This is a genomic window from Nitrosopumilus sp. S6 (assembly GCF_054515815.1).
Window position 1 is genome coordinate 18,280 of sequence record NZ_JBTNRI010000001.1, and the last position, 17,375, is coordinate 35,654.

Consider the following 17,375-nt stretch of genomic DNA (forward strand, 5'->3'; position numbering starts at 1 on the left):
AATATTATTCATGCAAATTGAAAATTCCAAGAGTTGTTTTAGCTGGTTCCAGTAGTGGAGTTGGAAAAACATCCATCACCTGTTCAATAATTTATGCACTTCAAAAACAAGGATATTCTGTTCAACCATTCAAAGTAGGTCCTGATTATATTGATCCAAGTTATCTTTCAAGTATTTCAAAAAATGAAACATTCAACTTAGATGTCTGGTTAATGGGAAAAAATCATTTGTTATCTAGTTTTATTTCAAATTCTAAATCTAATGTATCAATAATCGAAGGTGTAATGGGATTCTATGATGGATTTAGTGGTGATTCAAACTACGCTAGTACACATCATGTATCTTCTATAACAAAATCTCCTGTAATTTTGATTCTTGATGCAAGTAAAACCGCTCGTTCTATTGCAGCAACTGCCTTGGGATTTCAAAAGTTTCATCAAAATTCGAGAATCTCTGCCATAATTCTCAATAAAATAGGAAGCAAAAAACATGAAAATCTATGTAGACAAGCTCTAGAGAAAACAAAACTTCCAATAGTGGGTGTAATTCCAAAAGATCCCCTACTTGGTTTAGAATCAAGGCATTTAGGATTATTTTCTACTTTAGATAACCAAACACTATACGGAAAAATTCAGAACATCTCAAAAATTATTTCAAAAAATCTGGATGTTGACCAAATTATTAAAATCTCAAAAAATACTACAGAACTTCAAAAAATCTCAAAACCTAATTACAAAAAACATAAAACAACAATTGCTGTTGCATTAGATACATCATTTAATTTCTATTATCAAGATAATTTGGAATCTCTTAAAAGAGAAGGTGCATCATTAAAGTTTTTTAGTCCTGTAAATGATAAAAATATCCCAAAATGTGATGGACTATACATTGGCGGAGGATTCCCAGAAATTTTGGGATCACAGTTAGCAAAAAATCAAACTATGAAAAATCTCATCAAAAATCTTGCTGAAGATAATATTCCAATATATGCTGAATGTGGAGGACTAATGTATCTTACAAAATCTATTTCCTCAGAAAATAAAAAATACAAAATGGTTGGCATATTTGATGCAGAAACTTCTATGACAAAAAAAATGAAACTAAATTATACAAAAGGAAAAATTAATCATTCAATAATTTCTGAAAAACCACACAGTATTCAAGGTCATGAATTTCATTATTCTAAATTAGATTCTGTATCTTCTGACTCAAAGTTTGCTTATGAATTAGAAATTGGTGATGGAATAAAGAATCACAAAGATGGATTAATGCAATATAATTCACTTGCATCATATGGGCATCTTTATTTTGATAGTTCTAGTTATGCAAAGGATTTTGTAAAAAACTGTATAAAATACTCAAGAAGCTGATTCTGCTCGAATTAACTTAAAAATTGCATTAATTATTGCAGATGCTGATGAACTACCTCCCTTCCTACCCAAATTTGTGATAAATGGCGCCTCTTCTAATCTAGATAATTCTTCTTTTGATTCAGCAGCACAGATGAAGCCTACTGGAATCCCTATGATTAGTGCAGGCTTGACAATTCCTTCTTTTACCATTTTTATCACCTCTTGTAGGGCTGTAGGGGCATTTCCTATGGCTACAATTCCCCCATCAATATCTGATTTTGCGGCCCTCATTGACACTTGCGAACGTGTTTTTCCTTCTTTTTTTGCCAATTCCATAATTTCTGGTTTTGAGATATTACAAACAATTTCATTTCCAAAATCTTTGGGATTTTGTTTATTGAGTCCTCCAATTACTCCATTGACATCAACAACAATACTGCAACCATTCTTCAAAGCTTTCATTCCACTTTCAATTGCATCTTTGTGAAAAATTATCTTATTTTTATCTGCAAAATCAAAATCTGCTGTAGAATGGATGATTCTTCTTACAATAGGCCATTCTTTTTCATTATATGAATGCGAACCAATTTCATCTTCAATCATTTGCATACTTGCATCTTCAATTGATTGACCTTTCTTAGTTTGCATCTTCTACCTCTTTTGCCCTTTCAATAATTAAATCAATAATTTTTTCATCAATTCCAATATGTTTTGTAATAAAAACATCTTTTAGATTTGAATCTTTTAGAGCTGGAATTAAATCATTATTAATGTCAGTTTTAACATGTGCTCCTTCATGTAGAAAATAAAACACAATTATCAATACTTTAGGCTGATCTTTTTCACATTTTTTAATCCCTTCAAAAATATCTGGTTGTTCAATTTCTAACCAACAACGGCTAACATTTCTGTAAGAATCTTTTAGTTCATCTACAATATAGTTCAATGACATTTGTGCATTAGGATCCTTACTACCATGACCAATAATCATTATATCCACATCTTTGTTTGGTAATGTAACATTATTTTCTTTGAGAGTAGTTGTAATTCTATTTCCAACAATGTCTACCAAAGTTTTATGCATGCTCATTGGTTTAGTTATTAGGAATTTTACTTTTGTATTTTTTTGTAATTTCATTGTATCAGTTACTGCCATCTTGACTTTTTTTCCTGGATACAGAAAATATGGTACTATTGTCAAAGAATCAATATCTTCTTTGAGACATTTTGAAATACCATCTTCAATAAATGGTGGTTCTACTTCCAAAAAACAGTAATCTGTAAAAACATAGTCTCCTTTAGCCTTGATGCCTGCACAAATAGTCTCTAATTCTTCAGATGCCTCTCTTTCTCTACTTCCTCTATCAATAATTAATAATCCACGTTTCAATCTTCAATCCTCGCTATGGCTATAGTCAAATTTGGTGGGAATTTCTGCTTTTCTACAATTAATTTACCATTTGACACAAGAATTGCTGCTGCCTCTGAAACACTAGCCGTTCCTTCAAAAGCTTTTACGGTATCAGAAGGATTTGGAGCTGTAACTTTGGCTAAATCTTCTCTTTCAACATATTCAACTGGAATTCCCATTTCTTTTCCAGCATCTATCAATCCCTGTACGTCTTCAGGTTTTTTTATAGACACTAGTTTTGCTATTGATTTTGAACTAAGTTTGAATTTTTCTAGACAATCATTGATGCCTTCTTTGATAGTTTCTTTTGATGTATCCCAATGTAGGCCAATCCCAATCACTAAACTAGGTGGTCTGTAAATAACTGATTCAGATATTAAATCATTCTCAATAATTTTATCTGAAATTATTAACTTTGCTTTAGATTTTGATTTTTCTAATTCTCCTAGGGTATTGTATAATGAAACATTTTTTGGTAATTGTTTATACCAATTTTTTTCTCCTGTATCTTGAAAAACACCTATTGGTTCCTCATTTACCATATGTGCACTAATTCTAGTAACATTGGAATCGTCTTCAATCTTCCAACCAAAATCTCTTCCCACTAAATCAACAGCAATGGTTTTGTTTACATCAGCAGCTGTAGTGATTACTGGTTGTGCTTGTAATTTTTCTGCAATTTTTTCAGTAAGTTCATTTGCTCCACCTATATGTCCAGATAATACACTAATTACAAAATTTGTTTTATCATCAATTACAATTACTGCAGGATCTGTCTTTTTGTCTTTGAGATGAGGAGCAATTAATCTAATTACTGCTCCTAAAGAAAACAGGCAAATTAAAGCATCATTATTCTTGAATAATTCAACAATTTTTTCTGATGTAGGCTCTGAATACCACGTAATAGAATCATTTTGATTAGAAAATTTAGATGGTGCAAAAATAGTCCATTCTGGAAAAAATTCTTTGAGATTTTGACCAATATTGATGCCGTTTTTAGTAATTGCTAGAACTGAAATTTTTTCCATACTCAAAACTTTGTTGATTTAATAAAATACCTTACCCTTTTGGTTCTCTTGCTAATACATTTCCTTCAAAATCAAATAATATGACATCAATTGGAACTTTCTCTTCACTATGTTTTCTCATGTGTCTATGCACTTCAGCACAAATTAATTCAAAAAATCCACTTATGTTATTTTCTTGAATAATTTCTGATACATGTCTTGCGGTATTTGCTTTTTTGATATTTTCAATAATTTTTTCATCTGCGTTGACTTTTTTTGCTAATTCTGCTAGAAAATTCATATCGACTTTTGAACCTTTAACATGAGTTTGTTTTACTCCTGCTGCCATCTTTGCAAGTTTTCCAATAAATCCAACAACATATGCTTTTTTGATATTCTTTTTACCACATTGCTGAATTGTATATCCAGAAAAATCTCCCATTTGTACAAAGCAATGTTCTGGTAGATCTACAATTTTTTTTGCAAAATCTTCACTCCTTCCTCCAGTTGTTAATACTACTGTATCATTTCCCATGGCAATTGATACATCCAAATTTTGTCTGATTGATGCAGCATATGACGCAGTTGAAAATGGTATTACTATTCCACTTGTACCTAAAATTGAAATTCCATCTTTGATACCCAGTCTGGGATTGTCTGTTTTTGGTCCTAATTCTTTACCTTTTGGAACTGATATTACAACTCTAATTCCTTTTTCTTTTAGAACATCTTTTCCTACTTCATGAAGATTTTCTATAATCATTTTTTTTGGAACTGGATTGATAGCTGGTTTGTTAATTTCTAAACCTAAACCTGGTTTAGTTACTATGCCTACTCCTTCTCCTCCGTCAATTTTAATTTGATTTTTGTTATCATTGAATGTTAATTCAACAATAATTTCAGCACCATGTGTAACATCAGGATCATCTCCTCCATCCTTTATTACAGAACATTTTGCCTTGTTTTTTTCAAATTGACATGAATTTACAGGAATCTTGATTGTAGTTTTTTTAGGTAAAGTAATTTCTACTTCCTCAATAATTTGTTGTTTGATGATTGATAATAACGCAGCTTTTGATGCTGCAGTAGCAGAACTTCCTGTTGTATAACCAGTTTTTAGCTTTTTTTCTTCTACCACAAATTGATGTATTCATTTTACTGTATTAACTCTTGTTTAGGATTTTTTATTTTCCAAATAGATTTAAAATAAAAACTACTTGAAATTCTTATGGAAAAACCCCTTCAAATAGTAGTTACTGGTGCCAGCGGATTTGTAGCAAAAAATCTTAGAAAATATTTGTCTGAAAAAAATGTTCATTTAATTTCAATATCTAGAAAAAATTTCAAATCATTAAAAAATGAAACTAAAGTTATCTCTAAAAACTATGATCAGAAATTACTTATTACTAAAATAAAAAATGCTGATGCTTTAATTCATCTTATAGGAATTGGAAAACAATCTGTAAAAACTGATTATGAATCAATTAACCATCAATTAACTCAAAAAATTGTCAATTTATCAATAAAAGCAAAAATCAAAAAACTTGTCTATACTAGTGGACTTGGTGTATCTTCTGATACATCTGTAGGATATTTTATATCAAAATTCAAGGCTGAACAGTCTATCATTGATTCAAAAATTAACTATACAATTTTTCGACCTTCGTATATTGTAGGTAAAGATGATCTTTTTACAAAATATCTAAAGAAATCTATTAAAAAAAATAAAATCACCATTCCAGGTTCTGGAAAATACTCTATACAACCAATTTCGATAAATGATGTTACAAAATTAATTTTTCAGTCTATTATTGATAAGAAATTCAAGAATAAAACAATAGATCTTGTTGGTCCTGAAATATTCTCATTTGAAAAATATATTCAATTATTCCTGCAAAAGAAAAAAACTAAACTATGTTATGTTGATATTGAAAATGCATTTCATCTTGCAATAACTAACTCACAATTTGATTATGGTATAGATGATCTCAATATTCTAGTGGGAAATTTTGTTGGAGATCACAAAAAACTGAGAAATTTATCAAAAATGAATTTTCAATCCGTTAAAGAATTGTTAAAGACCGGCGCCTTGCTTTAGAGCATCAACTTTGTTTGTTTTTTCCCAGCCAAATTCTGGCTCGTTTCTTCCAAAATGACCATATGATGCTGTTTTTTTGTAAATTGGTCTTTTCAAATCCAATTGAGAAATGATTCCTGAGGGCTTCATATCAAAATTCTTTCTAACCAAATCTTCAATTTGATTTTCAGGAATCTTGTTTGTTCCAAATGTATTTACGTATAATGAGACTGGTTCTGCAACTCCAATTGCATATGCAAGTTGAACTTCACATCTATCTGCAAGACCTGCTGCAACCAAATTTTTTGCAATGTATCTGCACATGTAACATGCGGATCTATCTACTTTTGATGGATCTTTGCCAGAGAAAGCACCTCCACCATGTCTTCCAAAACCACCATAGGTATCTACAATAATCTTTCTCCCAGTTAGACCTGCATCACCATGCGGTCCTCCAATTACAAATTTTCCTGTTGGGTTGATGTGAATTTTAATGTCGTTATTCCATAGATTTCCTAATACTGGTTTGATAACCTTATCAGTGATTTCCTTTTCAATCTCTTCTTGAGATATTTCTGGTGCATGTTGAGTAGACACAACAACTGTTTCGATTTTAGTTGGTTTGTTATCTTCATATCTTACAGAAACTTGAGATTTTCCATCTGGTCTTACCCATGGTAATGTTTTGTCTCTTCTTACTTGAGATAATTTTTGAATTAGTTTATGTGCTAGCAAAATAGGCATAGGCATTAATTCTTCAGTTTCATTTGTTGCATATCCAAACATTAATCCTTGATCACCTGCACCTTGTTCTTTATCTTCAGTTGCAGTAACACCTTGACTAATATCTGGACTTTGAGAATGTAATCTTAAATTTACTTGACAAGTATCTGCATCAAACATCAATTCTTTATTGTCATATCCGATTTCTCTAATTGTTTTTCTAATTAATTCCTCTTGTGCTTTTTTATCTAAATTAGCTTTTGATGTAACTTCTCCTGAAACAGCAACAAAATCAGTTGTTACCATTGTTTCGACTGCAACTCTAGAATCTGGATCTTGTCGAAGAAATTCATCTAAAAATGCGTCTGAAATATTATCACAAATTTTGTCTGGATGGCCTTCTGTTACTGATTCAGACGTAAATAGAAAATTATTTGTCATAAAACTTACTACCTACTAGAGTTCATTTTCTAGTTTGATGAATAATACGTTGTTACCTCTTACGATAACTCTACCATAATTTGCGATAGTTTTACCTTCATGTAGTTCTTCAGCATCTGTCATAATCAAATTCATGTATGAATCAACATTATCCATTTTACCTTTGTATTCGACTTCATTCTTCAGTCTTACAGTAACTTTCTTCTTTGTGCTTTTTTGAAGAGTTGTTAGAGGTCTTTTTGCGCTATTTGATTGAGACACTAATTGTTCACTTGTTTTGCAACTTTGTTCTCTAGAATAAAAGCCTTACCTCCTTTGAAGAAATAGAAATTCCTTAAATTTTTTCTTCTTTTTCTAATAATAACATAAATGATCTCAACTGGATTACAAAAATTAGATAAATCTCTGTCTGGAGGAATTCCAGATGGAATAATTGTAGATATTTTTGGAAAAAATGGAACAGGAAAAACCCAATTATTGTTGCAATTGACAATAAATTCTATCAAAAATGGAGGTCATGTCTTGTATTTTGATACAACAGGAGGTTTTAGACCTGAAAGAATACTGGATATTCAAAAAACATCTGAATCTCAATTTGATTTTCTTGATAAAATTACCGTTTCAAGATTAACAAACACCTCTGAACAGATTAATTCAATAAAAAATATTAACAAAAATTTTTCGTTAATTGTAATTGATAATGTAACTGATTTATTTTCTTATGAATATCAAAAAGATGATTCGATTTTTGAAAAAAATTCTTTATTTATGAAATACATGCATGATTTATCTAATTTTGCAATATCTAATACAATTCCTATCGTCATCACTAATATGGTAAGGAATTTGGAAGGAAAAGAAATTGAAAATATGAAAGGTGCGATTGACCCATTTACTCATATCAAAATACATCTAACAAAAAATTCCTCAAAATTTAATGGAAAAATTTATTCCCCATTTATAGGGGATTCATTTTCTTATGTGATTAACCAATCAGGTTTATCTTCTTCTGAAGATATTTAACGGTCAATGATGAAGTTTACTAATGGCAGGAATTTTTGATTCTATTCCGATTATCACTGTAGTGTTATTTGCACTTGGGTTGATTGGTGTAATTGTTTATGAAAGATCACGATCTAAAGCACCAGATGAATCTGATTCCTAAATCTCTGTTTAAGAATTTTGGTTTTTCCGAATTAACTGAAATTCAAAAAAGAGCTTCACCAATAATTCTACAAAAAAAAGATTGTTTAGTTATTGCTCCTACTGGTTCTGGAAAAACAGAATGCTCTGTAATACCTATTTTCTCTCTATTGAAAAATTCTAAAAAATCAGGAAAAATAAAAGCTCTTTACATTACTCCTTTACGTGCATTAAATCGAGATGTTTTTCGAAGAATTACAAAATATGCTCATCAAAGTGAATTGACTATTGAAATCAGGCATGGTGATACAACACAAAAAGATAGAAAAAAAATTACTGAAAATCCCCCTGATGTTTTAATTACAACTCCTGAAACTTTGGTAATTCTTTTAACTCAAGTCAAATATCTTGATGCATTATCTGATTTAGAGTGGATTGTAATTGATGAGGTACATGAATTATTATCTAGTGAAAGAGGTACTCAACTCTCTCTAAGTATTGAGCGATTAGAATTTAATTCTAAATTCCCCCTTACAAAAATAGGCTTATCTGCTACTGTTGGGAATTTCGAAGAAGCAGGAAAATTTGTTGTAGGTACCAAAAGAAAATGTGAGATAATTAGAGATACTTCTGTTAGAAAATATGATGTAGACATACAATATGTTGATGGAACAATTTCTGATGTAGCTGAGAAAATTATTGAACATGTGTCTGAATTAGATTTGGATTCCCCAATTCTCTTGTTTACAAACACTAGAGGTGAATCTGAGTTTCTAGCCTCAATACTCAAAGAAAAATCTACTATTCCAATTGAATTACATCATGGATCTCTTTCAAAAGAAGTTAGAGAAGAAACTGAACAAAATTTGCGTGAAGGAAAACGAGGAATTGTTGTTTGTACATCTTCTCTAGAATTGGGATTAGATATTGGTTCTGTTGAATTAGTAATTCATTACGGTTCACCTAGACAAGTATCTAAATTAGTTCAAAGAATAGGAAGAAGTAGACATAACCGTAATGCTTCTGCCAAAGGATTAATCATTACAAATAATTCTGATGATGAATATGAAGCACAAGCTATTCTTCATAGAATCCAAGAAGGTTCTATTGAGGAGCAAAAAATTCATGATGGTTCACTTGATGTTCTAGCTCATCATCTTGTAGGACTTGCAATGCAAATTGGAGAAATTTCAATTGACAAAGCATTTGATTTGATAACAAGAGCTTATCCATTTAGAAATTTAAAACTAGAAGAACTTGTAGATGTATTAGATTTACTTGATTCAAATTATTTGATCTTTTTTGATAGAACAAAGATGACTTTTTGGAAGAAAGGCCGTTCTTTCAAATATTATTTTGAAAATCTTTCCACAATACCTGATATCCTCAAATTCAAAGTGTTTGATAGTGTAGGAAAAAAAATCATTGGAAGTTTAGATCAAAGATTTGTAGGTGATTATGGTGACTCTGGAAATATTTTTGTTCTAAAAGGTTCACAATGGAGAATTCTAAATGTTGATGAGAAGTCATTCACCGTAAATGTTGAACCATTTAGAGGTGGAGGAATTACTGTTCCATATTGGGAAGGTGAGAATATTCCTATTGATTACAAAACTGCCAGAAAGGTGGGTAATTTTCGAAGCAAAGTACGTTCAGGCTCACTTCAGTTAACAAATAAAACAATTGAAAAATTAAATTTCAATGAAATTTCTGATGAGAATAACATAGTAATCGAATCTAGTAGATCTCAAGGCTCAATTGTACTACACTCATGTTTTGGTACAAAAATCAATTCTACACTTTCAACATTACTTTCCTCTATGTTATCTTCTATGTTAGGTTCAATTGTAGATTCTCGCTCAGATGGTTATAGAATTGCATTATCTTCTAGATCAAGAATATCCGAAAAATTATTTCTTGAAGTCTTAAAAGATGATTATGATTTATTTTCTATGGTTACTGCATCTCTTGCTGGTACTCATAATGTTAATTGGAGAACATGGTGTGTTGCAAAAAAGTTTGGTATTGTAGGACGTGGTGCAGTATATGAAAGAAAATCTGCACGATTTTTGTATGAAAGATATTCTAAAACTGCCCTTGTTCGAGAAGCATTGCGTGAATTATTTCATGATAAATATGACCTTAAAAATACTGATAAACTCCTACAAGAAATTCGTGAAGATCAAATTCATGTAAAATGGTTAGAAGTTGATCAATTTTCAAAATTAGCAGAACCAATATTAGATCATACATCAAAATATTATTCTTCTCCTGCAAATCTTGATAAAGGAATTTTAGATCTTGTAAAATCTCGACTTGAAAAAACAAAACACCGTTTAATTTGTGCTAGATGTGGAAAATGGGAACGTGTTGTTGAAACAAATGAAGTAAAAAACATCTTGATTTGTCCATATTGTAAAGGGCGACAAATTACTGCAACATTTTACTCTGATTATGATCTTCCTAAAATTATCAGAAAAAAACATGATGGGAAAAAATTGACTAGTGAGGAAAAACATAAGGTAGATCGTGCCTGGAAAGTGTCTTCTCTAATCGAGAATTTTGGTAAAACTGCAATCATTGTCATGTCTGGTTATGGTGTAGGTGCAGATACTGCTGCAAGAATTCTTCGAAATATGGTTGATGAAGAACACTTATTCAAACAGATCTATGAGGCAGAAAGACAATATGTAGTTACTAGGGGCTTTTGGGATTCCTAATTCTTTTTTGTAATTTTAGAAAATGCTGTTAGGAACATTTCTATTCTTCCCTCTAATCCAGCTTTTGCATTAAGGCCCGTTATTGAAACAATTTCCCCTAATTCACATTTATCAATTAATCTAGCTTGATTCCTCCATCCCTTTACCCAAATTTGTCCAGTGTCATCTTCTACAAACATTTCTGAAAGTGCAATTGATTCTCCAGTTTTTGTTTGAACTTCACGTCTTTCTGGAACTTTCAAGATTATTGCTTCTATGCAATAACTACCATCAACTTTAACATCATTAATTTTTGTTCTAATTTGAGATAATGAAGGAATACTTTCATCATTATCTAATTTTCTTACAAAAGAATTCTCATCAAGTGTTATTGAATTTCCATATGCTTTAGATGGCATGCATTCTATGACATCTCCTTCTACACAAATACTAGTTGAATTTGATGAATCACTAATGTTGTATAGGTTTTTTTTGTTATCTACTGCTAAAATCATGTTTCTTCCATTTTCTGTTGGTGACATTGAAAGAACTCTTGCAATTACTGGTTCTGCCTCTTTTCCTCCTTCAATTTCAATAATTGTTGCATCATTTCCATGAATTTCTAATCCTTGATTTCCTGATTTAACTCTGACACCAAGTAATCTTACTTTAGCTGACCGTGAAATCATATTTGGAATCGATGATTCATCTTTTCCCCATAGTACCACTCTCATTCCACTTCCATCTTTGCCTTTTAACCTCATTCTCAATGCTTTTCCAGGCATACCTCTTGAGTTTGTGAATTCCATACCGCTAATGACTCCGTCAATTTCTCCTAAAACAACCAGATCTTTTTGACCTTCTTGTAATTCGCTTACATCTTTTGTAATTGTGTCAATCGTTGGAATCTCACTTGTTCCATCAGTAGCTTCTACATTTGAACCTGAACCAATATTGATTGTTGGTGAACCATCAAGATCTGATTTAACATAAGCCTTGATGATTTTAATCAGGTCTCCTGGTTTTATATTTTCAATTCCTGGAAGATTTGCTTTTTCATCCCATAGTTTCACACTTGCTGTAGAGTTTGCATCATCATATACTGTCATAGTTCTAAGATAAAATGGAGAACCGTCTTTTCTTGAAAATTGTTTTGCAGGAGATAAATTCAAAACTCTAGTTTCTAATGAAATTTCTTTTGCTCCTGCATAGAGATCTTTTAGACTCATTTCAACTTTTAATGGTCCTGACAATGTAACACCATAATCTGATGCGATTAAGAATAAAGCTCCTTGATCAGTTAGATATCCGGCACCAATTTTCTCTTTTTTTAGTTTTATTTGTTCCTCAATAATTTCTTTAGTTAATTCTGGTTTTTGCTCAATTAATTTTTCAATTAGACTATCAAATTCAGACAATTCATAATTGCTACCTTTATTCTATTAATAAAAATTTCATTATATTCATACCTTGAATTTCTATTAAATTAGATCGCTTTATTGTCAATTTTAAATTATTAATTCTCAATTTCTCTTGTTTTGAATATATTGTCTCTTAATTTTCTAAACCACTGGAAACTTTATGATGAAACAACTGATTAACTAAATTAGTGGGATGATCGCAGTTTCAATATGTCCTGTATTGATGTTAGACATTTATCAAAATCATATGGCTCAATCAAAGCTGTAGATGATATTGTTTTATCTGTAAAACCTGGGCAGGTTTTTGGATTTTTAGGCCCAAACGGTGCAGGAAAATCAACTACTATCAAATTACTTACTACCTTAATTCCACCTTCAAATGGTTCTCTCATAATATTGGATATTGATGCTATCAAGAATCCATTAGATGTACGTCACAAAATTGGAGTAGTTTTACAACAGCCAAGCTATGAACCTACTTTGTCAGTTGAAAAATCACTTGATAAGTATGGGATGATGTGGAATGTTACAAAAACTGAACGCAAAAAAAGACTGGAACAACTTTTGAAAGATTTTGATCTAGTTGAAATTAGAAAGAAAAGAAATGAAGATCTTTCAATTGGTCAACGAAGAAGAGTTCAGGTTGCACGAGAATTTATGCATGATATGGATTTATTATTTTTAGATGAACCAACCGTGGGATTAGATCCTAGTGCTAGACGAAAATTACTAGATTATCTAAAAAATAAAGTCAATACAGGTTTGACAATTTTTTACACAACTCATATTTTAACAGAAGCTGAATATCTTTGTGATGAAATTGCAATTATTGATAAAGGAAAAATTATAACTGTTGATTCTCCTGAAGCATTAAAAACTAAATTTGGAAAAGAAAAAACTATTAAAATTCATTTATTAGAAAAAAATCTAAAAGTTTCTAATTTACTAAATGGAATTGATGATTGTAAAATAAATTTTGAATCTGGTACAAATATTGTTATCCATTCTGAACAATCTGAATTAGTTTTGTTAAAAGTTTTGAAAATACTAAATGATAATAATGTTGAGATAGAAGATTTATCTGCTGTTCCTACAAACCTTGAGGAAATATTCTTAAAAATGGTGAGAGAAAATGCATCCGATAATTAGACTTGTAAATAGAAATATTACAATTTCTTTGAATCCTGGATTCTTAATTTGGCAAGTAATTTTTCCTCTGATCTATATTTTTGTAGCAGGTTTTGCATATGCTCCATTAATTCAACATGTTCCCTTTGGTGGAAAAGAACTTGACTATCCTGCATTTCTAGCATCTGGTATGATTGGATTTAACATAATGAATAGTACGCTTGTCTCAGGAATTATAATTTGGAATGATAGGCGACATGGAATGTTTGAACAAATAATGTCTGGCCCGTTTACAAGAAGTCATTACATTCTTAGCAATATCTGTACTATCGGAATAATTGGTTTAGTCAGTGCTTCTCTGATCGCTTTGGTGGGCTATCCTGTCTTTTTTGAATCTGTAGAATTTTCAGTAGTCACAATACCTGTGATCATTTTTGGTGCCATTACTGGTTCTGTTTTATTTGGTTCATTAGCATCTATAATTTCAACTAGATTACGATCTAGTGAAGGATTTAATGTAATAATTAATACAGTTTTTCTGTTTTTTGCATTTGTCAGTTCAGCATTTTATCCTGCAGATAATGTTCCAGAACCATTACGTACTGCTTTTTATCTAAATCCATTAACTTATCTAGTTGATGTGATTCGTGCAGGAATTTTTGGAAATATTACTGAGTTTGTAATTATTGAAATGTTAGTGCTTGTTGGAATTGCTTCAACACTCTTTGTTATTGCATCAAAACTTCTAACTAAATTAGATTTTTAGAAAACAATATTATTTTTTAAATTTCTCATACATTTCATTAATTTTTTTAATCACATCTAGTTCTTCATACCCAATTAATTCCAAATTTGGTATCACACAATGGCCTCCAATAATTCCTGGATACATTTTTGGTCTATTTCCTAGGTTTTCATGTATTTCATCTGCAAATTTCCACATTTCATCAAAATCTATGCCTTCTTTTTCACAAATCATTTTTGTTATTTGTGCATAATTGATAAGCCATCCGTAATATGATGTGTCTACTAAGATTTTGGCAAGTTCTCCAGTTTTTGTAGTTGACATCCAATCAACTTTTTGAAATCTTTTTTCTAAATCTGACTTAATTTCAGGATTGATCTCTTTATCATCTGAAGCAATGAATTTTGTATATTTTTTAATATCATCTAGGAATCTTCTATGAACACCTCGAACTGGTGAAAATAAAACTGGGACGCTGGATTTTTCTTGAATCTTTTTTGTAGTGCCTGGTCTTACAGTAGAATGGATAATTATTGCTTTTAGACCATTCATTTTTGGAATCCAACTTATGGTAATATCTACAAACTCTGTTAATTGCCCTGGTAAGCAAACATGAAGATATTCTGGATTTTCAATCGTATCGTTTTCTGAATAATTTTTACATTTTGCAGATTCTACGTCAATACCAATACAATCAAAATTTCTTTCACGTAGTAATCCAAATAGGGTTTCACCCACTTCTCCCATGCCTAATACTATGTCTGACATTATACCTATTGTCAGAAAAACACCTCATGCTATATTCGTGTTACAGTTTATTGTTTTTTAGAAAAGTAGCCCGAGGCAGATTCGAACTGCCGTCACGGGCTCCAAAGGCCCATATGCTTGACCTCTACACTATCGGGCTGCTAAATCGAGCACGCTAACTCCCTTAATGAACTTTTTATTTTAATATGCCTAAAACTAAACTAATCTTTGATAACTCTAATTAATTTTCCAATAGGGTCTTCCATTTGATTCAGAATTTTTTTTGCTTTTAGTTGATTTGATTGTTTTTTAGATTCAAAAAATTTTGTTATTTGTTTTGAAACTTTTTTAGGATTCGTTTCCCTTTTAACTAATCCTTTTTTTACTAAAAAATTCTCTATTATGTTTGGAATTGCATTATATGATATTGTGGGAACTCCCATTAATGCAGATTCAGCAGTCATTGTGCCACCTGAACCAATGAAAACATCTGTATTATTTAACAAATGTTTTCCATCAAATGACATTTTTACAACTTTAGCATTTTTTCCTACCTTTTTTTGTAGTTTTTGAATTTGTTTTGTGTATCTACCTAAAATAACAATATTTTCTTTATCAAATTTAGAAATTATATCATCAATAATTGGAATAATTTTATTTGATTTTTCGGTATATGCTGCTTCCTCCTCTTCTATTCTTATCAAAATATTTTTTTTACCATTGTTTTTAAATGGAAGTTGTACACGTTCATCTGTTTTTCTTTTGATTGTTACTGCTGCGTCAATTGATTTGTATGGAATAATATTTTTTTCACTTATGCCATATTTTGAAAATTCTTTCTTTGGAATTGTGTATGGAATTAATAATTTTTGAATTAACGGTAATGTTAATTTCATCACTGCTTCTGCATGTGGTGAATCACAAAATGCAATATGTTTAATTCCTAAACCAAATGATATTCTTGCAGCTTCTGGTGAACAAAAACTAATTGCTAGATCTGGTGAAAATGCCTCAATTTTTCTAATAAGCTTTCCAATTCTTTCATTCCCTGCTTTTAGTTTGGAATTTTTACTTCCTCCACCATGTTTACCTACAAAAATCAGGTCTAAATTACGAATTTTTGCTAATTTTGAAACTTCTTCATAATCTCTAGAAGTACATAAAATGCTGTTTTTTTTGCCTAATTTCTCAATTATCGGTTCAGAAAACAACAATTGCTTTGGAGTTAGAATATCTATCCATATTTTCAAGTAATTTCCATAACTGAAGTTAGTTCAATAAGTTTTTCTTAGTCGAATACTTAGCTTGGTGTAATGGGGGGAACAAAAGTTGTTGTTTATGGCCTTAGTACCGAAGGATATGCTATTGCATCACAAATGGCCATTAAAGGAGCAGATGTATACATAATTGATGAATCAACTCCATCTGCAATTTCACTAAAAGCAGAAATTGCTAAAACTTATCCTAATGTCTCGTCTCTGAAAGAGGATGAACCATTATTAGCTATGGAACCAATTGATGTGGCAATATCTAAAGCTCAATACCTATTCTTTACTCCTAGAATCAGAAAAACTGGTCAAGATATCAAAACTGAAATTCATTCAAAATTCAAGGACGCTACTGCATCTTTAAAGAAAAAAAGTTCTGTTGTTTTTACTCTGCCAACCGGATTTGGTGGAAATAACGAAAATATTTCATTGCTTGAGCATGTTACAGGACTTGAAGTCGGAAAGGATATTTCATATTTTTATTATCCTTTAGAAGGTACTGATAAACAACCAAAAATCGTTGGTTCTTTTAATGGTAAAAAAGATCCTGTACTATCTGATTTGTTAACTACTGGAAAAAAAGAGAAAAACTTTGTTGCAATTTCATCATCTGAGCACTTTCATGCAATCAATATTCTCTCAAGATTTTCAAGTTTGTGTAGTGTACTAGAAGTTTGTAAATATGCACAAGATGAAATTACTAAAAATGATTTATCTTCTGATGATTTCCAAGAAATATTCCTTGATGATATGGTTGGTGGATTACTAGATCTCAAATCTTTAGGCTCGTCTTTTGAAGGTGCAAATACACTCATGTATCTTATTAATGGAAGTGTCAAAGGAATTGATGGTTACATAAAACGATTGATAGATGAAATCCGTGCAACTCTAAAGAAAAATGATCTTAAAGCTAGCAGAACAAAAATTGCATTATCTTGGACACTTGATCAACATTCGATGCGCGGAGATAAAATTGAAATGCTTCAAAATTTGACTTCAAGACTACGTGATTATATTGGTGATGTTGAAGCATATGAAGATCCAAACTTTGATCTATTTCATAGTGATAAAACAACAATTGTAGTTGCATGTTCTAAATCTGATTTTACAAATATTGAAAAAACCAAACAAGATTCTGACTTGATTATTGTCAAAGCAAATCCTTTATGTGAAACAACCCAATAATGGTATAAATTAGCTAAACGAGTATTCT

Annotated in this window: 16 protein-coding genes and 1 tRNA gene; 7 read left to right on the forward strand and 10 right to left on the reverse strand. The window is 30.8% G+C overall.

Going from position 1 to position 17,375, the window contains the following annotated elements:
- The first annotated feature begins 17 nt into the window (after positions 1-17).
- On the forward strand, positions 18-1,370 hold the full coding sequence (locus ACX12B_RS00095) for a cobyrinate a,c-diamide synthase (protein ID WP_459352057.1): 1,353 nt from the start codon (positions 18-20) through the stop codon (positions 1,368-1,370).
- Here ACX12B_RS00095 and ACX12B_RS00100 read toward each other — a convergent pair.
- From ACX12B_RS00100 to ACX12B_RS00115, 4 genes are read right to left on the reverse strand one after another with little or no spacing between them, the layout of a single operon-like run.
- Positions 1,359-2,000 carry a precorrin-8X methylmutase gene (locus ACX12B_RS00100; RefSeq protein ID WP_459352058.1) on the reverse strand — a complete coding sequence of 214 codons (642 nt, stop codon included), beginning with the start codon at positions 1,998-2,000 and terminating at the stop codon, positions 1,359-1,361. The two genes, ACX12B_RS00095 and ACX12B_RS00100, sit on opposite strands and share 12 nt — an antisense overlap.
- Positions 1,990-2,742: a sirohydrochlorin chelatase gene (locus tag ACX12B_RS00105; protein ID WP_459352059.1), complete on the reverse strand. Its 753-nt coding sequence runs from the start codon at positions 2,740-2,742 to the stop codon at positions 1,990-1,992. The genes ACX12B_RS00100 and ACX12B_RS00105 overlap by 11 nt, the downstream gene beginning before the upstream one ends.
- Positions 2,739-3,791, reverse strand: a complete 1,053-nt coding sequence (locus ACX12B_RS00110; protein WP_459352060.1) for a cobalt-precorrin 5A hydrolase — start codon at positions 3,789-3,791, stop codon at positions 2,739-2,741. The genes ACX12B_RS00105 and ACX12B_RS00110 overlap by 4 nt, the downstream gene beginning before the upstream one ends.
- A gap of 31 nt (positions 3,792-3,822) precedes the next feature.
- The gene (locus tag ACX12B_RS00115) at positions 3,823-4,908 is read right to left on the reverse strand and encodes a cobalt-precorrin-5B (C(1))-methyltransferase (protein ID WP_459352061.1); all 1,086 of its coding nucleotides are present in this window, start codon (positions 4,906-4,908) and stop codon (positions 3,823-3,825) included.
- Between the two features lie 90 nt (positions 4,909-4,998).
- Here ACX12B_RS00115 and ACX12B_RS00120 point away from each other — a divergent pair, with 90 nt between their 5' ends.
- Positions 4,999-5,868: an NAD-dependent epimerase/dehydratase family protein gene (locus ACX12B_RS00120; protein ID WP_459352062.1), complete on the forward strand. Its 870-nt coding sequence runs from the start codon at positions 4,999-5,001 to the stop codon at positions 5,866-5,868.
- On the opposite strand, the gene metK is transcribed toward ACX12B_RS00120, so the two are convergent.
- Together metK and ACX12B_RS00130 are read right to left on the reverse strand one after the other, a co-directional pair.
- On the reverse strand, positions 5,845-7,011 hold the full coding sequence (gene metK / locus ACX12B_RS00125) for a methionine adenosyltransferase (protein WP_459352063.1): 1,167 nt from the start codon (positions 7,009-7,011) through the stop codon (positions 5,845-5,847). The genes ACX12B_RS00120 and metK overlap by 24 nt on opposite strands.
- Positions 7,012-7,026: 15 nt before the next feature.
- Positions 7,027-7,272, reverse strand: a complete 246-nt coding sequence (locus tag ACX12B_RS00130) for a U6 snRNA-associated Sm-like protein LSm6 (RefSeq protein ID WP_012214473.1) — start codon at positions 7,270-7,272, stop codon at positions 7,027-7,029.
- Between the two features lie 108 nt (positions 7,273-7,380).
- On the opposite strand from ACX12B_RS00130, the gene ACX12B_RS00135 reads away from it, so the two are divergent.
- Entirely contained in the window at positions 7,381-8,034 is a 654-nt protein-coding gene (locus ACX12B_RS00135; RefSeq protein ID WP_459352064.1) for an ATPase domain-containing protein, read from the forward strand.
- Between the two features lie 98 nt (positions 8,035-8,132).
- Positions 8,133-10,874 (forward strand): DEAD/DEAH box helicase, encoded by a 2,742-nt coding sequence (locus ACX12B_RS00140; protein WP_459352065.1) that lies wholly within the window; start codon positions 8,133-8,135, stop codon positions 10,872-10,874.
- Here ACX12B_RS00140 and ACX12B_RS00145 read toward each other — a convergent pair.
- Positions 10,871-12,271, reverse strand: a complete 1,401-nt coding sequence (locus tag ACX12B_RS00145; protein ID WP_459352066.1) for a single-stranded DNA-binding protein — start codon at positions 12,269-12,271, stop codon at positions 10,871-10,873. The two genes, ACX12B_RS00140 and ACX12B_RS00145, sit on opposite strands and share 4 nt — an antisense overlap.
- Before the next feature lie 213 nt (positions 12,272-12,484).
- On the opposite strand from ACX12B_RS00145, the gene ACX12B_RS00150 reads away from it, so the two are divergent.
- Together ACX12B_RS00150 and ACX12B_RS00155 are read left to right on the forward strand one after the other, a co-directional pair.
- Positions 12,485-13,423, forward strand: a complete 939-nt coding sequence (locus ACX12B_RS00150) for an ABC transporter ATP-binding protein (RefSeq protein WP_459352067.1) — start codon at positions 12,485-12,487, stop codon at positions 13,421-13,423.
- Positions 13,407-14,168, forward strand: coding sequence for an ABC transporter permease (locus ACX12B_RS00155; RefSeq protein ID WP_459352068.1), 762 nt, complete (start codon positions 13,407-13,409; stop codon positions 14,166-14,168). The genes ACX12B_RS00150 and ACX12B_RS00155 overlap by 17 nt, the downstream gene beginning before the upstream one ends.
- A 9-nt stretch (positions 14,169-14,177) precedes the next feature.
- Here ACX12B_RS00155 and ACX12B_RS00160 read toward each other — a convergent pair whose 3' ends face one another.
- From ACX12B_RS00160 to ACX12B_RS00170, 3 genes are all read right to left on the reverse strand, one after another.
- Entirely contained in the window at positions 14,178-14,915 is a 738-nt protein-coding gene (locus ACX12B_RS00160) for a Rossmann-fold NAD(P)-binding domain-containing protein (protein WP_459352069.1), read from the reverse strand.
- Positions 14,916-14,981: 66 nt separating this feature from the next.
- Positions 14,982-15,054, reverse strand: a tRNA-Gln gene (locus tag ACX12B_RS00165).
- A gap of 61 nt (positions 15,055-15,115) precedes the next feature.
- Positions 15,116-16,144, reverse strand: coding sequence for a DUF354 domain-containing protein (locus ACX12B_RS00170; RefSeq protein ID WP_459352070.1), 1,029 nt, complete (start codon positions 16,142-16,144; stop codon positions 15,116-15,118).
- A gap of 63 nt (positions 16,145-16,207) precedes the next feature.
- Between ACX12B_RS00170 and ACX12B_RS00175 the strand changes: the two genes are divergently transcribed.
- Entirely contained in the window at positions 16,208-17,347 is a 1,140-nt protein-coding gene (locus tag ACX12B_RS00175) for a hypothetical protein (RefSeq protein WP_459352071.1), read from the forward strand.
- Positions 17,348-17,375: the final 28 nt, after the last annotated feature.